The organism is Staphylococcus capitis subsp. capitis (genome assembly GCF_040739495.1).
Classification (GTDB): domain Bacteria; phylum Bacillota; class Bacilli; order Staphylococcales; family Staphylococcaceae; genus Staphylococcus; species Staphylococcus capitis.
This window is the reverse complement of sequence record NZ_CP145263.1, coordinates 116966-138794: the sequence shown is the minus strand read 5'-3', so window position 1 is coordinate 138794 and position 21829 is coordinate 116966. Positions and strand designations below refer to the sequence as shown.

General features: G+C 32.5%; 20 protein-coding genes. 11 read left to right on the top strand and 9 right to left on the bottom strand.

The annotated features are described in order from the left end of the window. The first annotated feature begins 19 nt into the window (after nucleotides 1-19). From V6C74_RS00725 to V6C74_RS00715, 3 genes are all read left to right on the top strand, one after another. A complete protein-coding gene (locus tag V6C74_RS00725; protein ID WP_002454233.1) occupies nucleotides 20-2275 on the top strand; it encodes an excinuclease ABC subunit UvrA in 2256 nt (751 codons plus the stop codon). Between the two features lie 656 nt (nucleotides 2276-2931). Beyond that, nucleotides 2932-3522 (top strand): TetR/AcrR family transcriptional regulator, encoded by a 591-nt coding sequence (locus tag V6C74_RS00720; RefSeq protein WP_016898499.1) that lies wholly within the window; start codon nucleotides 2932-2934, stop codon nucleotides 3520-3522. Between the two features lie 342 nt (nucleotides 3523-3864). Continuing rightward, a complete protein-coding gene (locus V6C74_RS00715; protein WP_002435036.1) occupies nucleotides 3865-4452 on the top strand; it encodes a TetR/AcrR family transcriptional regulator in 588 nt (195 codons plus the stop codon). 431 nt (nucleotides 4453-4883) lie between these two features. Here V6C74_RS00715 and pbp4 read toward each other — a convergent pair whose 3' ends face one another. Continuing rightward, nucleotides 4884-6050 (bottom strand): penicillin-binding protein PBP4, encoded by a 1167-nt coding sequence (pbp4, locus tag V6C74_RS00710; RefSeq protein WP_002454236.1) that lies wholly within the window; start codon nucleotides 6048-6050, stop codon nucleotides 4884-4886. Nucleotides 6051-6355: 305 nt separating this feature from the next. On the opposite strand from pbp4, the gene V6C74_RS00705 reads away from it, so the two are divergent. Further along, nucleotides 6356-6763: a YjdF family protein gene (locus V6C74_RS00705; RefSeq protein ID WP_002454237.1), complete on the top strand. Its 408-nt coding sequence runs from the start codon at nucleotides 6356-6358 to the stop codon at nucleotides 6761-6763. A gap of 16 nt (nucleotides 6764-6779) precedes the next feature. After that, a complete protein-coding gene (locus V6C74_RS00700; RefSeq protein WP_002435025.1) occupies nucleotides 6780-7370 on the top strand; it encodes a type 1 glutamine amidotransferase family protein in 591 nt (196 codons plus the stop codon). Between the two features lie 140 nt (nucleotides 7371-7510). Here the strand turns inward: V6C74_RS00700 and V6C74_RS00695 are convergent, their stop codons facing one another. Together V6C74_RS00695 and V6C74_RS00690 are read right to left on the bottom strand one after the other, a co-directional pair. After that, nucleotides 7511-8644, bottom strand: a complete 1134-nt coding sequence (locus tag V6C74_RS00695; protein WP_029625744.1) for a polysaccharide deacetylase family protein — start codon at nucleotides 8642-8644, stop codon at nucleotides 7511-7513. Nucleotides 8645-8897: 253 nt separating this feature from the next. After that, entirely contained in the window at nucleotides 8898-9416 is a 519-nt protein-coding gene (locus V6C74_RS00690; RefSeq protein ID WP_002454239.1) for a GNAT family N-acetyltransferase, read from the bottom strand. A gap of 361 nt (nucleotides 9417-9777) precedes the next feature. Between V6C74_RS00690 and V6C74_RS00685 the strand changes: the two genes are divergently transcribed. Beyond that, nucleotides 9778-10272, top strand: a complete 495-nt coding sequence (locus V6C74_RS00685) for a hypothetical protein (RefSeq protein WP_229716953.1) — start codon at nucleotides 9778-9780, stop codon at nucleotides 10270-10272. 320 nt (nucleotides 10273-10592) lie between these two features. After that, on the top strand, nucleotides 10593-12125 hold the full coding sequence (gene lqo, locus V6C74_RS00680) for an L-lactate dehydrogenase (quinone) (protein WP_256277536.1): 1533 nt from the start codon (nucleotides 10593-10595) through the stop codon (nucleotides 12123-12125). A gap of 301 nt (nucleotides 12126-12426) precedes the next feature. On the opposite strand, the gene V6C74_RS00675 is transcribed toward lqo, so the two are convergent. Next, nucleotides 12427-12951: a VOC family protein gene (locus V6C74_RS00675; protein WP_002454242.1), complete on the bottom strand. Its 525-nt coding sequence runs from the start codon at nucleotides 12949-12951 to the stop codon at nucleotides 12427-12429. 249 nt (nucleotides 12952-13200) lie between these two features. On the opposite strand from V6C74_RS00675, the gene V6C74_RS00670 reads away from it, so the two are divergent. Beyond that, nucleotides 13201-13716: a YceI family protein gene (locus tag V6C74_RS00670; protein ID WP_002454243.1), complete on the top strand. Its 516-nt coding sequence runs from the start codon at nucleotides 13201-13203 to the stop codon at nucleotides 13714-13716. A 168-nt stretch (nucleotides 13717-13884) separates the two neighbouring features. Here the strand turns inward: V6C74_RS00670 and V6C74_RS00665 are convergent, their stop codons facing one another. Beyond that, the gene (locus V6C74_RS00665; protein ID WP_002454244.1) at nucleotides 13885-14862 is read right to left on the bottom strand and encodes an SMP-30/gluconolactonase/LRE family protein; all 978 of its coding nucleotides are present in this window, start codon (nucleotides 14860-14862) and stop codon (nucleotides 13885-13887) included. 414 nt (nucleotides 14863-15276) lie between these two features. On the opposite strand from V6C74_RS00665, the gene V6C74_RS00660 reads away from it, so the two are divergent. Together V6C74_RS00660 and pcp are read left to right on the top strand one after the other, a co-directional pair. Next, the gene (locus tag V6C74_RS00660) at nucleotides 15277-16239 is read left to right on the top strand and encodes a rhodanese-related sulfurtransferase (RefSeq protein WP_002454245.1); all 963 of its coding nucleotides are present in this window, start codon (nucleotides 15277-15279) and stop codon (nucleotides 16237-16239) included. Between the two features lie 125 nt (nucleotides 16240-16364). Beyond that, nucleotides 16365-17003 carry a pyroglutamyl-peptidase I gene (gene pcp, locus V6C74_RS00655; protein WP_002454246.1) on the top strand — a complete coding sequence of 213 codons (639 nt, stop codon included), beginning with the start codon at nucleotides 16365-16367 and terminating at the stop codon, nucleotides 17001-17003. Between the two features lie 78 nt (nucleotides 17004-17081). Here pcp and V6C74_RS00650 read toward each other — a convergent pair whose 3' ends face one another. Both V6C74_RS00650 and V6C74_RS00645 read right to left on the bottom strand, forming a co-directional pair. Continuing rightward, nucleotides 17082-18071, bottom strand: coding sequence for a ketoacyl-ACP synthase III (locus V6C74_RS00650; protein ID WP_002454247.1), 990 nt, complete (start codon nucleotides 18069-18071; stop codon nucleotides 17082-17084). Between the two features lie 84 nt (nucleotides 18072-18155). Next, nucleotides 18156-18725, bottom strand: a complete 570-nt coding sequence (locus V6C74_RS00645; RefSeq protein ID WP_002454248.1) for a hypothetical protein — start codon at nucleotides 18723-18725, stop codon at nucleotides 18156-18158. Nucleotides 18726-18879: 154 nt separating this feature from the next. On the opposite strand from V6C74_RS00645, the gene V6C74_RS00640 reads away from it, so the two are divergent. Then, nucleotides 18880-19344, top strand: a complete 465-nt coding sequence (locus tag V6C74_RS00640) for a bacillithiol transferase BstA (protein ID WP_103175469.1) — start codon at nucleotides 18880-18882, stop codon at nucleotides 19342-19344. Between the two features lie 1026 nt (nucleotides 19345-20370). Here the strand turns inward: V6C74_RS00640 and V6C74_RS00635 are convergent. Together V6C74_RS00635 and V6C74_RS00630 are read right to left on the bottom strand one after the other, a co-directional pair. Next, nucleotides 20371-21150: a carbon-nitrogen family hydrolase gene (locus V6C74_RS00635; protein ID WP_002454250.1), complete on the bottom strand. Its 780-nt coding sequence runs from the start codon at nucleotides 21148-21150 to the stop codon at nucleotides 20371-20373. Continuing rightward, nucleotides 21147-21818: an MBL fold metallo-hydrolase gene (locus tag V6C74_RS00630; protein WP_002454251.1), complete on the bottom strand. Its 672-nt coding sequence runs from the start codon at nucleotides 21816-21818 to the stop codon at nucleotides 21147-21149. The genes V6C74_RS00635 and V6C74_RS00630 overlap by 4 nt, the downstream gene beginning before the upstream one ends. Nucleotides 21819-21829: the final 11 nt, after the last annotated feature.

Here is a 21829-nt window from a genome sequence, read left to right as displayed (position 1 = left end):
AAGTAATGAGGTGAATTCCATGTCACAAATTGAAATCATAGGCGCTAGACAAAATAATTTAAAAAATATCGATGTTAATATACCGAAACATCAATTAATTGTATTTACAGGGCGGTCAGGCTCAGGTAAGTCTTCACTAGTATTTAATACCATTGCTGCTGAATCTGAACGTCTATTAAATGAAACATACTCAAGTTATGTTCAACATCAACTCACACAATATGAAAAACCAGACGTTGATCAAATCAATCACCTTCCCGTTGCAATGATTATTAATCAGAAACGCCTAGGTGGTAATTCACGTTCGACGGTAGGAACTATTTCTGATATTTATGCTTCTGTGAGATTATTATGGTCAAGAATAGGAGAACCTTTTGTTGGTTATTCTGATATTTTCTCATTTAATAATCCAAAAGGTATGTGTGAAACATGTTCAGGATTAGGTTATGTTGAAGACATTGATTTAAATGAGTTACTTGATTTTGATAAATCGCTCAATGAAGATGCCATTAAATTCCCGTCGTTTAGACCCGATAGTTGGCGAGGTAAAAGATATCTTTATACAGGTCTATTTGATAATGATAAAAAGTTAAAAGATTATACAAAAGAAGAATTGGACACTTTTTTATACACTGAACCTACAAAGTTGAAGAATCCGCCATCAAATTGGCCTAGAACAGCTAAATTTGAAGGTCTAATTCATCGTTTCAGACGCTCTTTCTTACTAAATGATAACTTTGAGAAGAAACGCTTCAAAGCGGATATTGATCGAGTCGTTACTAAGCATGATTGCCCTTCATGTCATGGTAAAAGGCTTAATGATAAAGTGTTGAGTTGTAAAATCAATGGCTTAAACATTGCTGAATTTACAGATTTACCCATTGATGAGGCTGTTCATTTTCTAGAAAAAATAGATTCAAACACAGCAAAAGTGATTATCGAACCTTTAAAGCAGCAATTACAAGCATTAAGCTATATAGGTTTGAATTACCTAACGTTATCTCGTGAAACGACAACGCTTTCTGGCGGCGAATCTCAACGGATAAAACTTATTCATCATTTAAATAGTCCATTAAGTGATTTAGTTTACATCATCGATGAACCGAGTGTAGGACTTCACCCAGAAGATATTCAGAGAATTAATGACATGATTGAATCACTTAAACAAAAAGGTAATACGGTGATCGTTGTTGAACATGACCCTGATGTTATTCAAACGGCTGACCACATTATTGATATAGGTCCGAATGCAGGCAAAGATGGTGGAGAGATTATGTTTGAAGGAAGTTATCAAGACCTTCTTAAATCTCAGACGAGCACAGGTCAAGCTTTAAACAGAACACATCAACTTAAAGACCATCCTAAAGCAACTCATGACATGTTTAATATTGAGAATATTTCACGTAACAATTTAAATCATATTTCAACTCAATTACCAAAACATGCGATGACCGTAGTTACTGGTGTGGCTGGCTCAGGTAAGAGTTCCCTTATCTCAGCAGCCTTTGAACAAGAGCAACGTGCTATCTTCATCGATCAGAAACCGCCTCACGCATCGAATCGCTCTAATTTACTCACATACTTAGATATCTTCGATGAGGTAAGAAGTTTCTTTAGTCAACATACTGGTATGAAGAAAAGTATGTTTAGCTATAATTCTGAGGGCGCTTGCCCTGAATGTAATGGTAAAGGCGTACTTAAGACCGAACTCGTATTTATGCCAGACTTTTCTCAAGTGTGTGAAATGTGTGGTGGCACAAGATATCGCCCTGAAGTATTAGAGGCGAAGGTAGAGGGATATTCTATCGCAGATATACTTGCCCTTACTGTAAGTGAAGCCATCTCTCAATTTGAAGGTCAAGACAGTATCACTCGTCCGCTTCAAGCTTTGGCTAATACAGGACTTCAATATATGACATTAGGACAATCTTTAGATACATTGTCAGGCGGTGAAATTCAACGCGTTAAACTAAGTCGCTATTTAACTGAAGATGTACATGATCATATTTTTATTTTTGATGAACCAACGACGGGGCTTCATGAAGATGATTTACCTGTACTGATTGATTGCTTCAATCATTTAATTGACGATCATAACACGGTTATTCTTATCGAACATAATTTAACGATGATGACACAAGCTGACTGGTTTATCGATATAGGCCCTTATGCTGGAGATAAAGGTGGACAACTATTGTATAGTGGTCAGCCTGCGGGACTTTTAAATATTAAAAATTCAGTAACCGCTAAACACTTAAAAAGATATATCCTTTAACTGAAAAAGCTCGGCGATGATTTATCATCTAATCAACGTCGAGCTAAAATTTTATTTTATATCTAAATTTTTCAAATTTACTATTGTTTAATATATTGTCGTTCATCAAGTGAACATTTTTATAATGATGTATTCCTTCTGCACTTGAGTAAAATATTAATTTTAAAAAAACGTGTGAAATATGTGGTTAAAGGGACGATTCGCCTTGTTTGAATCTACTGGATATATTATTCTAAAAGTAGTTATACATATATTTATTAAATACTTATAAATATTAAAACTTTCACCGATACATTTTTTAAAAATCCACAAAAAAAGCAAAATACCAATCGATAACGATCAGCATTTTGCTTTACACACGCAATAACTAGAGATACTTGACTACATTAATACACAAAAATTTAGGGATACAGCAATTAAGCTGTTTAAGTGATTTTGAGAAAAATAAAAAAGTATACTCTAATTACCACACAAAACATACTAACCCACAAAGCCCAATTAAATGAGTTAGTATGGCTTACATAGTAATACCATTGCTTTGAACATGTTAATTAAATTATTATACCAACTTAAATTCAAACAATGTATATCCAAATTAAGCTATCTGATACTTATGTGACATTTAATTAAAAATGTCTCTTTTTTAGAGGTGTATAATGAAGAGTAAAGATTTGCGTGTAGAAAAAACAGAAAAAGCTCTATTAGATGCTTTATTTGAAACTTTAAGAACAAAAGAGTTCAATCAAATAACAGTACAAGATTTGTGCGATAAAGCTCTCGTAAGACGTTCAACGTTTTACCGACGTTTTGATGATAAATACGATTTGCTTAAGTTATTAATACGAAAATTAATTTTCAGAGTAAGAGAGAAGCATTTCTCAACATTAAACCCTGAGAATCCTAGAGCTCATTTCGAAAAGGTCATTCACGAATCATTACAATATCTATATAATCATAAGTCTATTGTTCAAAATGTATTAACATTAGCGCTTTATGATGAAGTGACCGATATTATATTCAAACAATTATATGAAGGGATGAAAGCACAAATACAGTTTGAAATACAGCACGGCGTTGAGTTCGATGTCGATATAGAAATACTTGCTGAATTTATAACCGGAGGAATATTGAGAACAATGTATGCTTGGATTCAAGATGGTCAAGAACGTTCGATCAATGAGTTAACTAAAGAAATGGTGACCCTACTTGATGGCGTGCATAACTATCATACTAAAGGTGAAAATTAAGAGAAAATCATGATGAATAATTATGTTCGTCATGATTCCCTCTCGATTAAATGCTTTCCCATAAAAGCCAAGTGAATACTGACTTGATCATTTAAAATCTCCTTCTTATATTTTAACAACCCTTCTCTAATTACGAATAAATATTTGTATAACTAAATTATATATTTTGTTATCACATATAACAGTAGTAAACTATAACTATACTTTAGTTAATTAATAAGTCAGAGACTTTAACTAACAATAATTATACATCGGCTTCAATTTTATTGAGTAGCCAAAATACAAAAAATGTCGCTTAAGTCACACAGATTTTGAAGTGTCCGATTAATGAGGTGAACAATAATGAATAGCAATGATTTACGTGTTAAGAAGACACAACGTGCTCTAATGGATTCATTTTTAGAATTACTTAAAACTAAAAATTTTAGTCAGATTACAGTTCAAGATTTGTGTGATCGTGCTATGGTACGACGCTCTACTTTTTATCGTCACTATAGTGATAAATACGATTTATTAAACCAAGTCTTAGCCAACTTTTCCAATAGTTTGCATGAATCTCATTCAGAGAGTTTATTAGTCAAACAGCCTAAATCATATTTTGAAAATATCGTCAGAGATACGCTTTATTTTTTAATTGAAAATCGAGAAACGATTCAAAGTATCTTTACTATTTCGTATTATGATGAAGTGACACGTATCGTCTATACGCAACTTTATAAAGGTGTAGAGAGACAAGTTAATTTCGACATAAGGCACGGTATACGTTTCACTATTGATTTAGAAGTTTATAAAGAATTTATAGCAGGTGGTATATTACGTATCATTTATGCTTGGCTTAAAGAAGGTCAAGAACGATCTGTCGATGAGTTAACTATAGAGGTAGTTAAAATAATCAATGGTATCAGAGAAACAAATATAAAGAAGTTCTAAACTATATTCATAAAAGAGAGGGATTGAAAACACATCTATATAAAGATAGTTTTGCAATCCCTCATCTATTTATCAAGAATGATTATGAATCTTCAGAAGAAATTATAATAGAGGTTTTAATCATTAATGTCCAGCCATCCAAGATCTTCCTTGTATGGCTTTTTTACGTCTAGTTTTGGGTGAATTTGTTTTAGGAACAATCCAAGGTTCATGCCCTCTTTCAATTCGTTTCTTTAACTTGCTATCCTTTTATTAAGTTTAAAAGGCATTAAAAACACGTATTGCTGTTTTCATTACAGTGCGGACACTGTGCGCAATCATATTGAACGTTCATCGAGTGTCTTATAGTGAATGCACCACACTTTTTGCAATCATAAGTAATAAATAAGATATAGCGCTTTTGTAGATCAATAAAAAAGTTATCGCATTATTCAATGCGATAACCATCCAAATAAGCCACTACTTTTCTTTTCAGCTTTTACCGATGGATAAGAAGCACCATCAAGAAAATGTCGTTGATAGTGAACGTAAGCATTCCCTTTATCATTAATCGCAATATACCATTTTTTATGTTTAGGTACGACGTCATATAAGTCTTTTTTTACTGTGTATTTTTTGCCATCAATTTGATGTTCACCTTTAGATAACACCTTTTTATATTCATATTGCTTTCGATAATATTTCATCATATCATTCGCAATTTCATTACGATTTAATTTAGCTGTTTCACTAGGATATGGTGTAACATCTAAAATCGTCTCATTTAATCTCAAACCATGTTGCTTATTGGTTAAAGCTAAACTATATCCGGAATCACTCGTACCAGTCTTGAGTCCGTCAGTCCCTTTATAATATTTCGGCTGACCTTTCAAAGATAAATTCGTAGATTCAAATGATTGTCCTTTTTGTGTATCTGATTTATTTTGTGTGGTTTTAAGTATTTCAGGGTGCTCTTTGATCATGTGATACATCATGATATTCATATCTTTAGACGTACTGGAAGTCTTCCCTTGGTTCTTATACTTTTGAGGTGCGCTAGATCCTAATAACTCAGTATCTGCTCCAGCTGGACTTGTAAAGTGTGTGTCTTTCATGTGAAATGTTTTGGCCTGCTGATTCATTTTATCTGTAAAAGTAGAAGTCGAACTTGATACCTTTGCGCCTAGAATTAAAGCAGCAGCATTACTTGAAGCTAAAGCTGTTTGGCTCAATATATCTTTAACAGTATATGTTTGTCCTGCTTCTAACGGTACCGAAGAAAGGTTAGACTTTTGAGATAATTGCGCTTGTTTAGATGTAATTTTTATTTTATCTTTCATATGTATTTTTCCTGATTTAACTGCATCCAATGTTAAATACATTGTCATCATTTTAGTTAAAGAGGCAGGATCTACTTTTTTATTTTCGTTGTAATTGTATAAAATTTGACCTTGTTTTGTAGTGAGCGTGAGTGATTGAGGTTCATATTGAGTTGAAATATTAGCATTTTCTTCTTTATTGACTAGAGGTGTGGGCTTTTCTACTGCATAACTTTGAGAAGTTAAAAGTAATGATGTTAATCCTATCGTGCCTGTTATATATAGTATTCTTCGAAACATCGTATCACCTGATTTCATTTTTCTAATATTCTTGTTAGTTTATGTACTTTACATATACTTATATCAAGTTTTGCTCAACTTTTCAAAAATACCGAATACACGCGCATAAGAGGATTAAATTAACTTGCTTCAAGAGCTCTATAAATTAAGTGTTTTTGTAATATTGACTTGTTCATGTAATACTTATCAGTGAAATGTAAAAACACAATTGGGTTGGTAGTCCCAATGCAAATCATAAGATTTGTCAGTAGCCCTCCTCCTCAGGTTGTCCATCATTTCAATATTTAATAGAGGAGGGACTGTACATGAAATTATCAATATTTCATGATGGTCAGTTTTTTATAGGTTTAGTTGAATTCAATAACAATAATTCAGTTCGATTTTCTAAACACGTCTTTGGTCCAGAGCCAAATGACGAAGACGTTCTTAAATTTATCAAGGAGGATTTAGAGTCTTTAATTGATAACACACATACGCGGATAAGTGTTCAAAAGAAAGTCAAGAAAGTTAATCCCAAGAGATTACAAAGAGAAGTAGCTAAGGAGCAAAAAAAGCCTAAATTTACTACAATGGCTCAAGAAGCTATAAAGAAAGAACAAGAGTTAAAAAAGAAATCACGAAAAAAACTAAAGAAAAGCCATAAAGAACAATTAAAAGCGTATAAGAAGTCTATAAAAAGACAAAAATCGAAAGAAAAGCATAAAGGACATTAATTAAGGGAGTTTAACTATGAAAACAGCTCTATTTTTATTATTAGATGAATATGCAGATTGGGAAGCCTCATATCTTAATTCTGAACTTAATCAAAGCTCTGAATGGCAAGTTAAAACTGTCTCTCTACAAGATATTGTTACATCGATAGGTGGTTTTAAAACTTTGATTGATTATAATTTAAACCAAAGATGTCCAACTGGTGATTTATTAATACTAATTGGTGGTAATAACTGGCATATTGAATCAACTACTTTATTAAATTTCATTAATGAGAATTTTAATTCATCGAAACCTATCGGTGCGATTTGTGGTGCTGTAGACTATTTAGCTAAAAATGGTTTCTTAAATCAATATCATCATACTGGAAATTCAATTCAATTATGGGCTGAATTTCCTAATTATTTAAATCATAAATCATTTAAAAATACTCAATCCATTCGTGATAATCATCTTGTTACTGCTAATGGAACTGCGCCTATTGAATTTACCGAACAAGTTCTTAAAATGATAAATCTGGATTCTGATGAAAACATTGATAAAATCTCTTTTATGAACAGATTTGGCTTTTATGAATATTGTAGAAAATTTGGCAATCCTTACGAGTAAGATTTATTATGCTATTTCTTAATGTAAAACAGGCTAGGACATAACGTTAATGTCTTAGCCTGTTTACTTGTTATGAGTAATTATCTGAATGAAATTATGAAAGTAAATAATTCGCATAACTTCATCTTATTAACGAATATTTATTCTTGTTGATAATCTTTATTCCCTCTAAAGTAACTGCGATCGTGTTTATCATAAACCTTCTCAGGATTCATAAAAGGCTTTAATTTATCTTTAAATTCGTATAAGTTCAAACCATCTACTGCAACTCTATCTTGATATACATTATCTGGTTCAACATCTGTAAAGTTGTTAGGTCCTACTCCAGCCAAATATTTAAAGTGACCTTCTTTAATCAGATAGTTATATGCTGGCGTATCTCTATCCTGGGCACCATGGGGGAAAATAAATAAATCAGTTTTACCTATAATTGGTGTAACTTCTTTCTCCCAACGTTTTGTATCTTTAACAATTCCTTCAAAAGATGATTGTTCAAAATTAATATGTCCATATGAGTGACTGGCGAATGTCCAACCATCTCTTTTCATTGCATCAGCTACTTTTGTTGCTTTAGCTTTACGGTCCTTATAATGCTTACTATCTATTTCATTTGTACGATATCCTAAAACGCCATTATATCCTGTTAATGCAACTACACCTTTTTGTCCATTTAAAGAGAAATCAGGGTGTTTTTTAACAAAGTCATTTAATATTGGAACGATATCATCGTCTTTAGAATGTGTTACTTTGCCATTCTTTCGCTTCGTTTCTGACACAACATGTTTGTTTTTATCTAAAACTAATCTGTCGGCATACCCTTTTCCACGCATGTACTCATAATAGTTCATGTCATCGATAGATAGTATTAATGGTTTTTTACCTTTAGGTAATTTTAATTTCTTCTTATTTATCGTTTTTGCTTTTAAATCATAAGCATCGTGTGGATTAATTAAAATATAATTTCTTTTATGTAACTCTTCTAGAGATTTTTTAAATTCGTTAGCTGTAATCATCCAGTCATTATTACCTTTGGCTTCTTGTGGGCTCCCCGAAAATGCCACTTTAGCGTCAGTAATAAGTGGATGATAAAAGATATGGTATATTTCACCATCGTATGTTTGCCAATCTTTAGTCATTTTTGATTGATGACTTGCATACATATTTTCATTTTCACTATCTTCAGTGTGAGAATCTTTCTGTTTTGAGCATCCTTCTAAAATGAATACCATCAACAAAATAGAAACAAAAAATAAATATAAAGTCTTTCTCATTATCTCATCCCTCAAATTAATATCATCATACAATAATCAATATAACATTAATGAGGCGTACAATATTATTAAATATATCTTAATTTTATTTTGATTTAATGTTAATATAAAAAACTATCGCTTTATATTCACTTTAAGAGTTCAAACGAATAATGAGTTTAAACATATATCTATGTATCAGGCTGACTAAACAATGATTTGAATACGCATAAAAAAAGAGCGAGATAAAAATTATCTCACTCAATAACGTAAATATTTACAAAGGAACATTTAACTGTTGCTTAAAATAACAACGATCCCCATCATTTATAATATTATTCCACGTATCATTTAATTCATATCCTAAACGTTCGGCAAGCTTAATAGAAGATTCATTGACCTGATTCGTTCGTATAAGTTTTAGTGTTACTGCATCAAATTGTTTCATCCATCGTGATATCATTTCGATTGCTTCAGTAGCTAATCCTTCACCTGTATATTTTGGAAAAAGTCTATAATACAAGTTTAAGAATAATTGATAATTAATGGTGCGGTATTCAAAACCACTCATCCCTACTAATTCTCCAGTATCTTTGGCTATTAACATAAAGTATCCAAAGTCATTTTCTTCCCAATGTCTTCTCCAACCTTTTATAAATCCTTTAGTAATATCTTTGTTCTCGTGTATACCTTTAGGAGTGTATTTTGTTGATTCATTATTCGTATGTAGTTGGAAAAGCGCATCAAGATGCTCAATATCTGGTTTTAATAAGTAAAGTCTATCGGTTTCTAACATATACTCACCACCTCAATTTGTTTATTACTGACTTTTTAGCATATACCCTTTTTTCTAACTTTTACTTCAAACTAGTTATAAATTCAACGTTGAGCTAGCATGCAGGATGTCTTACCTCAGACAAACCTAAGCCTCACACCCTCACCTACAAATGTAAGACTTAATGAGAAATTTTTAGCTAACTCATTTACACATTAAAACTCTATGCGACGACATAGCCACGCTCGTTAAACTATCTCGTATAGTGTTTTATTTTATTTAGATCTATTTAATTTAAAAAATTTATGATTTTAGTTTTTATTTTCCTAAAAATAGGGAATATATTTATAATGAAAATTTACAAATCGAAGGTTGATGAAGGATGATTACTTATACACTCAGCAATTACTTTGATACGAGATGGAAAACGATGTATGATGATGGGAATCTCTATTTATACATACGTAAATCGTACCCTAACCCATTTATTAAAGGGTTAGACATCATTATTCCTCAAGCAGGAATATATACCTCTTATGTCGTTAGGGATTTAGAGAAAAATGTAATATTTACTTCTAAATGTATTCCAAATTTTAGAAACTTTAGAGAGATTCATTGTAATTACAGAGGTACTCATATTGAGATGAAAGAGTTCACATTGGTGAACAAACCGGTTAAATTCACTTATGATAATGAAGATTATTTTATTAAAAAGACGAGCCCAGAAACATGTACTATTACGAATTATGAGAATGAAAAACTATCTCATTGGGCTAAAAATGAAGGACAAGTGAGCTTCCATATTTTAAATGAAAGTAGTAAACCAATAGAAGAGTTATTAATCATACTCTCTCATGCATTAATGAATAAAATTTGAGGCTGGGCATAAATGATTGTCGCAGTCTTATTTATTAATATATATGCTGTAGATGGTTGTACTGAAAATGTGCTTATATCAAGCTTCTTTCAATTCTAGCCCTTCTTGCTGACGGGGCTCCAACTTATGGTAGCCATCTTCTCATTTATTAGGAGTAGGACATATGATTAAATTCAAGTTCTACTCCTAATTTGTGTCTAATCAATGAGCATATTATGTCTAAATTATTACAAAATGGAATAGGTATTATTGAAAATATGTATTTTTGTTATAGATTGTTAGCAATTATAATAAGACTCAGCGCAATAATTTAATTATTTTTGCACGAGTTCTATTTTAAGAAAGGTGAGCAAAAAATGGCTAACAATGAGTCAAAAAACATAGTTATTATTGGCGCTGGTGTCTTAAGTACGACATTCGGTTCTATGATTAAAGAATTAGAACCTAATTGGAACATCAAACTCTATGAACGTTTAGATCGTCCAGGTATTGAAAGTTCTAACGAAAGAAACAATGCCGGTACTGGACATGCTGCGTTATGCGAACTGAATTATACAGTTCAACAACCGGATGGTTCAATTGATATAGAAAAAGCGAAAGAAATCAATGAACAATTTGAGATTTCTAAGCAATTCTGGGGACACCTTGTGAAAAGTGGCAACATTGATAACCCTAGAGAATTTATTAATCCACTTCCTCACATTAGTTTCGTAAGAGGTAAGAATAACGTTAAATTCTTAAAAGACCGTTACGAAGCGATGCGTAACTTCCCTATGTTTGACAACATCGAATATACGGAAGATATCGAAGAAATGAGAAAATGGATGCCATTGATGATGAAAGGTCGTACTGGCAATGAAATCATGGCAGCTAGCAAAATTGACGAAGGTACCGATGTTAACTATGGTGAGTTAACACGTAAAATGGCTAAAAATATTGAGCAACATCCTAATGCTGATGTTCAATATAATCATGAAGTCATTGATTTCAACCGACGTCAAGACGGCATCTGGGAAGTGAAAGTAAGAAACCGTAACAATGGTTCAGAGGAAACTGTATTCGCGGATTACGTCTTTATAGGTGCTGGCGGTGGCGCTATTCCACTATTACAAAAAACTGGTATCCCTGAAAGCAAGCACCTCGGTGGTTTCCCTATTAGCGGTCAGTTCTTAATTTGTACTAACCCTGAAGTCATTAATGAACACGACGTTAAAGTATATGGTAAAGAACCACCAGGCACACCACCAATGACTGTACCTCATCTTGATACGCGTTATATTGATGGTGAAAGAACATTATTATTTGGTCCATTTGCGAATATCGGTCCTAAATTCTTAAAAAATGGTTCTAACTTAGATTTATTTAAATCTGTAAAACCATACAACATTACAACACTACTTGCATCTGCAGTTAAAAATTTACCTTTAATCAAGTATTCAATCGACCAAGTATTGATGACAAAAGAAGGTTGTATGAACCACTTACGCACGTTCTACCCTGAAGCTCGTGACGAAGATTGGCAATTATACACTGCAGGTAAACGTGTTCAAGTTATCAAAGATACACCTGAGCACGGTAAAGGATTCATTCAATTCGGTACAGAAGTTGTGAACTCTGAAGATCACTCAGTTATTGCATTATTAGGAGAATCACCAGGAGCATCAACTTCAGTTTCTGTAGCGTTAGAAGTTCTAGAACGAAACTTCGCTGACTACGAAAATGAATGGAAACCTAAATTACAAAATATGATTCCTTCATATGGTCAATCACTTATAGATGATGTTCAATTAATGAGAGAAACTCGTAAACAAACATCAAAAGATTTAGAATTAATTTATTATAAATCTAAATAATTAACCCTTTCCCTGTAAAATATAAAATATTAAAGTCCTTACTTGGGGCTCTCTCCTGACCCCAAAACCCTTAATAAATATTGTAAAAGTTAGAAGTAACAAAAAGTTGAAACTAAATTAACCTTATTTCCCCTACCCCTTCAAAGAGAGCCACTTTGAAGGGGGTTTTTATGTATAGTTTGATAATCACTAGTTATACACACTCATTCTTTTACTATCTAAAAAATTATTTTTATAAAAATAAACTGAGACAGATGAACTATCTCAGTTTCACATAATAAAAAGTTAAACTTAATATATATTATTCACTTGGCGTAAAGAGTTCCGCTTCATTATCTGGAGGATAATAAAATCCATTTGGAACGGTTTGTAATTCAATGAGACTTCCCCATGGTGTTTTAACATATACTGTTTGATTCCCTTCGGTGTCTTCATATCTCGTATTACTATGAGGCTCAGAAATAAGTTCTCCACCGGCTGATCTTACTTTAGCTACAGCCACTTCAAAGTCATCTACATAAAACGATAAATGTGTATAACCAATATCTTGAAGTGCTTCAGGTTTTCGTTGCTTTGCATTTTGGAATTCAAACATCTCAATATTTGGACCATTCCCAAATACCATCATCCGTTTATGTACGATTTGAGCACCTTTACTCATGCCCAATATTTTTTCTACATCTTTACCACTACGTGGTTTCTCATCTTTTCTTTGACTATCATAGGCAATCTTTCCGTCTAAACCCTTTTTGAAGAATTCAGTGGCTTCCTCTATATCCGGTACAGTTAAACCAATATGCTTGATACCTCTTGAGATATCTTTCATATTTCTTCACCTCTTTAGAAATTGTTTATCACAACGATTATTCCCTAGATAATAAAGTTTTACACATCTCTTTTTATAAAAATAACAGCTAACAATGACTCAAAATTGGTAAATGTTTAATAGAAGTTATTTTTCAAAAATGAGTATATTGAGAACTTATTGATTGCAACTTGAGCAAACGATTTTATAATAATTATATCAGGTATAATTATTATACTTAAAAACTTATGAAAAAGGGGTAATGTAATCATGACTCAATTCACATTTGATCAAGCACATAGTGATATTCAATTCCAAATCAAACATTTAATGGTATCTAAAGTGAAAGGTACTTTCTCCCAATATGATGTTCAATTAGATGGAGATATTAACGACTTAAGTTCACTTAAAGCAACTGCAACTATCATTCCAAGCTCAGTCGACACGCAAAATGAAGATAGAGATAATCACTTGAAATCTGGTGACTTCTTCGCAACAGATGAAAACGACAAATGGACATTTGAAACAAAAGAAGTTTCAGAGAACAAAGTAACGGGCGATTTAACTATTAAAGGTGAAACACACGAAGAAACTTTCGATGTTGAATTTAATGGTATTAGTAAAAATCCAATGAACGGTTCACAAGTAACAGGATTTATTGTTACAGGTACAATTGACCGTGAAAAATATGGCATGAGCTTCAACCAAACATTAGAAACTGGCGGCGTAATGTTAGGTAAAGAAGTAAAATTTGAAGCATCAGCTGAATTCAGTTTAGAAGATTAATAAAATAAACATATCCATCATTTTATCTCTTAAATAGTAAAACACAATTATAAATGAGTTAAACCCCTCACTATCATCGCTTATAGTGAGGGGTTGTTTATTGATGGGCTATAGCCTGATTTTTTATTTATATCTCTAATAATTAACTTGTTCTTAAAAAATTTGCATCTATTGAAATTGGTAACTTTGATGACCTTTAGCAAATCCATTGACCGTATAAATCATTGAACCGCCTTCAGAGTTATTCTCAATATCATTTGTACAAATTAACAATTGATTTGTACCTGGAATAAATTGTGGATGCGTTGAACGTAGCATTTTACCTTCATCACGGCCTGGCATTAGGATCTGACCAATTGGGTAACCCTTTTTATTAAAGACTAAGACACGACCTTGACCATACATTGCCACATAAAGGTTATCATCACTATCGATACAACATGAATCTGGCCCTTCATGACCTGTAAAGTAATATGGAATCGTGGCGCCAAATGGTGCAATAGTCACACCATCTTCTTCTAATTCAATACGATGAAGACGATTTGTAGTTGTTTCAGTCACCCACAATACGCGTTCATCAGTACTTAATGCGACACCGTTTGCAACTGAGATATTCTGTATCACTGGTGTAATTGTCTTGAAGTCTGGTGATACATAATAAACACCGCCTAGAGGATTTGTTGAGTATCCTCTGAAATCAGTGAAGTAGAAACCACCCTTACTATCAAATACCATATCGTCAATACAGTATTCTGTGCTTAATTCAGAAACAATTTCTTCAAATTGTTCGCCTTCTTCAGTAGTTGAGAAAATACCACCTGTCGTCTTAAAGTCGCCTAAATAACATATAAATAAACGTCCATCTTTATGAACTTTAATAGCTGCTGGATTCGCTTTTTCAGACACGAATGGTCGAGTCACTTCTTTGGTAGATGTATTCACTTTAAATATATTACCTTCAAAGACATCTAATAAGAATAAATTGCCTTCGCGATCGAAATTTAAGCCTTCTAATTGTAATCCTCTATCCGAAATTTTAATCCAAGGTTCTGCAGTCACTGTTTGCAACTCATTTTCAGACACTATTGGTGCAACACTTGCCGATTTCCCTGTATATTTTAAAGTTGGTAAATCTTGAATAGCCATCGTCTAATCCCCGCTTTCTCTCATTTAAACTTTGATACCATTTTATAAGAACTCAACTTAATTGTCATTAGAGCGGTATTATAACGGTTATTTTTTTATTTTATTTTCTTAAAAAATGTCGCGATATTTGATTGCATTTTCAAAAAATATCAACTTTAATAATGATTTATAAGCTAGCATATTGAAACTATTTATCATTTTGGTACAATATTATAATGGAAAAAATGTAAACAGTATTAATATCAGACTTTAGACAAGCCCTTTTACCACTCATCAACGTTTTATGCATTTCGACTTCTCGATTGAGAAGGATTTTCTAACAGTTTGTTTATGTCATGTTAGTTTGTCTACAAAATAATATTTATAAATCATCGCCCCATATATAGAGAAGAAATAAAAGAGGAGAATGTAAGAATGGATTATAGAGTACTTTTATACTATAAATACGTAACAATTGATGACCCAGAAACATTTGCGTCAGAGCACTTAGAATTCTGTAAAGAAAATAATTTAAAAGGTAGAATTTTAGTTTCTACTGAAGGCATTAATGGTACTTTATCTGGTACAAAAGAAGACACAGATAAATATATCGAACATATGTATGCGGATGAACGTTTCGCTGATTTAACATTCAAAATTGATGAAGCTGAAGGTCATGCATTCAAGAAAATGCACGTTCGACCAAGAACAGAAATCGTTGCTTTAGGTTTAGAAGATGATGTAGACCCACGCGTAACTACAGGTAAATATTATTCACCTAAAGAATTTAAAGAAGCTTTAGAAGATGAAGATACTGTTATTTTAGATGCACGTAACGACTACGAATTCGATTTAGGACACTTCCGTGGTGCAATTCGTCCTGATATTACACGTTTCCGTGATTTACCAGATTGGATTCGCAACAATAAAGATCAATTTGATGGTAAAAATATCGTGACATATTGTACTGGTGGTATCCGTTGTGAGAAATTCTCTGGCTGGTTAGTTAAGGAAGGCTTCGAAAATGTAGGCCAACTACATGGCGGCATTGCGACTTACGGTAAAGACCCTGAAACTAAGGGTGAATACTGGGATGGTAAAATGTACGTTTTCGATGAACGTATAAGTGTAGATGTTAACCAAGTTGAGAAAACAGTTATCGGTAAAGAGCATTTCGACGGTACACCATGTGAACGTTACATTAATTGTGCTAACCCAGAATGTAACAAACAAATCCTTGTATCTGAAGAAAATGAAGAAAAATACTTAGGCGCATGCTCATACGACTGTGCGAAACACGAACGTAATCGTTATGTTGCAAAACATGATATCAGTAATGAAGAATGGAATCGTCGCCTAGAGAACTTTAAAGACGTTCCTGAGCATGCCCACGCTTAAGTCATCATTGAAGTGTTTATATGCCAACTTCGCTATCCTTACATAGGTGTAGCGGAGTTGTTTTTATGTGAAGAATCATTTTAAAATGGAACTAAATGATTGAATTTGAGAGTGAGGCGTTGAGTTTGAAAATATTAGTAACTGCGTTTGATGCATTTGATGGCGAATCCACAAATCCTGCTTTAGAAGCCGTACATCGTCTTGATACGCACATCGGCGAACATGTCATCACTAAATTAGAAATTCCCACTGTCTTTCATGAATCTAAAAACATTATCTGTAAGGCGTTGAAAGAAGACACTTATGACGTTGTTCTAGCAATTGGTCAAGCTGGAGGTCGTTTCGAAATCACACCTGAGCGCGTAGGGTTAAATATTGATGATGCTCGTATTCCAGATAATAAAGGTAACCAACCTATTGATAAAGTAATAAAAGAAGACGGCGCGCCGGCTTATTTCTCAAATTTACCTGTTAAAAAAATGGTAGAAGCTATTAAAAGAGCAGGAGTACCTGCCAGATTATCAAATACTGCGGGAACATTTGTATGTAATCATATATTATATCAACTAGGTTATTTAGCAGATACGTCTTATCCAGACTTATTGTTTGGTTTTATTCATGTACCTTACATTCCAGAACAAGTTACTGATAAACCTGAGAAACCATCAATGTCTATCGATACAATCACTAAAGGATTAACCTCTGCTATCAAGGCGATATCACGAGAAGAAGATATTAAAGTTGCTATGGGTGAGACGCACTAATTATATGCAATAATAAAATAAGCGATGAATGCCTATTTTTATGATGGCCTTCATCGCTATTTACATTTTAGATTATCTTTAAGCGGTAGGTACGTTCCACTCTACAACCAAGCCTGAATAGGCTAAGCCCCCACCAAAACCAAATAATAAGAGCTTATCTCCATTTTTAATTTTTTGTTCTTTCATGGCTGAGTCTATAGCTAAAGGAATTGATGCTGAAGATGTGTTTCCAAAATATTGAATACTTGTTAATAATTTTTCTTTAGGTAAATGAAGTTTATGAGCAATTGATTCTAACATTCTCTGATTTGCACTATGAGGTACAAACCAATCGATATGATTGATATCTATCTTCACTTTATCTAAAAGTCGATTGACTTCTCTAGGTACTGTAGTTACTGCCCATTTATAAACCTCTCGACCGTTTTGAACAATAAGACCATGGTCATTTAATGTTTCATTGTCGAATTGATTAGCAGTGTGCGTAGCATAGAGATTTTTACCCTTACCACCATTAGATCCATTGGTTTGTCCAATAAAACTTGATTGGTCTTTGTTACTTTCTACTAGAAATGCACCTGCACCATCTCCAAACAAGATACAAGTTGAACGATCAGTATAATCTGAAATTTTAGAAAGCGTTTCAGCGCCTATAACTAAAATTTTATGATGCATACCTGAACTAATTAATGAATTAGCTAATTGTAATCCATATGTAAAACCTGCACAAGCCGCATTGAGATCTATAGCGCCGGCATGTTCAATACCTAATTTATATTGAATATAAGACGCAACACTTGGTGTTTTAAAATCAGGAGTAAGGGTAGCAACTATGATAAAGTCCACATCAGTGATGTCAACGTTGTACTTATTTTCCAAATCTTTAACCGCATAATAGGCTAAGTCACTTGTTTGCTCTTGTTCATCTGCGATTCGTCTTTCTCTAATACCGGTTCTTTGGACTATCCATTCATCATTGGTCTCAACCATTCTTTCAAGCTCATAATTATCTAAAACTTTATTAGGCACATATGCACCTTGAGCAGTAACTCTTGCTAATGAATTCATATATAACTCCCCTATTTATCTTCGTGAATAATTAGAGCGTATCATATCGAAACTTTTAACACCAGGTACTAATTTTTACACATTTTATATAATTGGGGAGCCAGTAGTATCTGGATTAAATGGATTCAGAATACTGTGCGATACATGAACATTCGCGAAAGAATGCAAAATCAATATAAATAATAAATGATTCTTTTCATATAACTCACTTTTTCCCTCAACATATGCATAGTCACCATTTTGTTTCCAACTTGCGATTTCTTTATCTTGTTTAGAATCTTTTATCACTGTATATTTATTCTCGTCTGAATGAATATTGAGGATTCTACCATCAAATTTCAATATTCCATAAGTTTCTCCACGACCATTACTTTGCTTATCAAATAAAACTTGTGATTCCCCGTTATTTGAAACATATGTAACATCAAAACGCTTTTGCGCCATTATCGTTTTTACTTTGACACTCGCTTTTACATCACCATTATGATCATAAATTACGAATCGATTAAATTTAAAACCTAATGTAAAAAAACTAACCAACCGTTGAAAAATATTATTAAATTTTTTCTGAATGGTACCGACTATTTTTCCAGAATCATCTTTAATATCAGAACTTTTCGTTGAGAAACGATTTCTTTTAAAGTATTTATACATCATTTCACCTATATTCCTTTTGTTTACTTTTATAATAAACAAAGTCTACATATGAATTCAAATAGCTTCGTCATTATATGCGTAGTCATTTTTAAAAGCGGGTAGACTCATGTTGCAAGCAATTTTTTAGAAATCACTTGAAAGGGTGTATAAAATGACTAAAACTGTTTATAACGTTATAGACTTTAGTGTAAGTTATATTAAAGATGTTTATGATAAGTGGGATGTTATGAAAGTATTAGATAAAGATGACAGTGTCTTCCCAAATACACTACATTGGCAATATGGTCACGTACTAACTGTATTTGAAGAAGCACTTGCAATGGGTAATCAAGAAGTTGTTGATGTTGATAAATATAGTAAATTGTTCGGAACTGGAACTAAGCCATCTGATTGGGGAAATGATGAAGTTCCTTCAATCGAAAGCATTTTAAATGACATTAAAACATTACCTGAAAGAGCTACACATTTAACTGATAAAGAGCTCAAAAAAGAAATTAACCAGCCTATCGCAGGTTGTAAAACATTAGAAGAACTTTTAGTGCTTAATGCATTACACATCTCATTACATGCAGGTAAAATTGAAGAAATGACTCGAGTTTTAAAAGCTGAACAATAATATAATTAAAATATTTCTCTCAAGTAAGACACACCTAAAAAGTTAGATTTCAATTTAACTTTTTAGGTGCTTTTTTTGATTTAGATTTAACTTTACTCAATTATTTTTTAAAATTTTCTTTATTTAAAAAATTATAGAATGTTAAATCAATCTATAATAAATGTAAATATTTTGTAAATTCAAAACATATATTATTACATTTATGTTACGTTAATAATGCAAAATGATTAAAAATTTCAGGAGGGCGTTATTTTATGAAAAAGAAAGCTTTAACTACAATTTCAGCATTAGCTATCACAGGATCAATCTAAGTAGCAAGTCCAAATTCAGCTCATGCAAGTGCACAAAACTCTAATTACATTATTGACTTAGCTCGTACTCAAGTTTCTCAACATTTTGATTATGTAAATGACAGTCTTGAAACAACTGGAGCTATAACTGATAAAGGTAGTTATTACGAAATTCCGGCTTATGAATCTGCTGGAGCTGGTGGTTTAAAAATTATTAAAGTTTATAAATCTAGTGGTAAAGTAACATTTGAAGATAACGATACTCATAAAACTGAAAATGCAGGTCACATTAACTTAAAAAAGGCAGATACTCATTCAGTACTTGTCAATGATGCTGTAAAAGAAGCAATTAAAGGAACTCATGGCAGACCAGGTAGCATTAGTGTAGTTGGCAAAATCATCGACAAAGGTAACTATTACAAAATACCAGCAATACATACTACTGGTGTTGGCGGTTTACAAATCATTAAAGTCTACAAATCTAATGGTAAAGTAACAATGCAAGATAATGATTTACGTGATGAAGAAGTCGTTGGTTCACTAGATCTTTCAAAATATTAAGCTTTATAAGAATTATAAAATAGAACTAATATTACTCACATTGTTCACTTAGACAAACAAATATAATTTAATTGTGGATGAGTTTTTAATAGAGTCTTAATAAGAACTTGGGAGATGCGTAGCATTATTTTTAGCTATCGTATCTCCCATTTTTTAGTTTAATTATGCTCTTCTATTAATTGTAAATATCTAAGGTAGGTATGTTTCCTCTCTGAACGTCTACCTCTTCAATATTGATTTCACATTCTATAACTTGAGGACCATCGTTCGCTTCAATTAAAATCTCTCCGCTTGGATGTACAATCATTGAGTGACCTGCATAGGTGTTAGTCATGTGGTTAGGGTGATTCACCCTACCGACACTATTACAGGCTACAATAAAACAATGATTTTCGACAGCTCTGGCTCGCAATAATATTCTCCAGTGTTCTAAATTTTTGGTAGTCCATTGTGCCACAACAAATATAACTTTAGATCCCTCCATAATTGAGTGTCGTGCCACTTCAGGAAATCTTAAGTCATAGCAAATTAATTGAGAAACTGGCATACCTTCAACTTCAAAGCAGTTAGGATTATCTTTTCCAGCAGTTAAATATTGAGGTTCATCTAACATTGGCACCAAATGAACTTTATCGTTTTTATTTAAAAAGGCACCATTTCTTGCTACTGAGAAAGCCGTATTATAAATCCCTTTTTCAGTTTTATTAGCTATAGAACCAGCCACTATATTAGTATTAAATTGTTTTGCTAAACGACTTATAAAATCATAACACTTTGCCATTGCTTCATCTGTTAACTGATTTAATTGAGTGAGCGCATACCCCAAATTCCACATTTCTGGTAAAACGATAATATCTGTATTTTTATAATTTTCACTTATCAAAGATTCTATCGTATCTTTATTTGCTTCAAAATCAGCCTCTTTAATTTCAAATTGAAGTATTTTTATTTTCATCTTAAAGACTCCTCATATTTAAAACGATAAATTTCATAAGCACTTTTGGAGTAATTCATATCACGACCATGTGATGTTGTAATTATTTTAGGTTTTAAGTCGTTAATGATATAGCCACTTTCAATATTTTCATTTAAATTATAAGTAAATTTCTTAATTGGGGGATGTAAGGCGTCTTCCTCTGATATAAATAAATCTCCACAAATTAAAACTTCATCCTCTTCATGATAAAAAACTACATGTCCAGGGGCATGACCTGGAGTAAATATATATTTAAGTGGTAACTCATCAAATTGTTTACTATTAAGCGCTTTGACTTCATGACTAATGTTAGTGCTTTCAATTTTGTCTTTATTCGGATACGCTTCTTCATTATTTATATATTTAAGTTCATTAGAATGGGCATAAACTTCAATATTGAGTTTATCTTTAATTGTTTTTGCTGCTCCAATATGATCCACATGACCATGGGTTAGGTAGATAGCTTTAGGTTCTCCTAGTAATTGAGCAACTTTAATTTGTAATTCAGCGTATTGCTCAATACCTGTATCAATAATGTAAACCTCGTTATCTTTTACTACATACCAGGTATTAATCGTAATAGGTATTCCCACTACAGCTTTTACTGTAAGTTTGTACACGTGCTCAGATATCTGGGTTAAGTTCATTTTCTTCACCT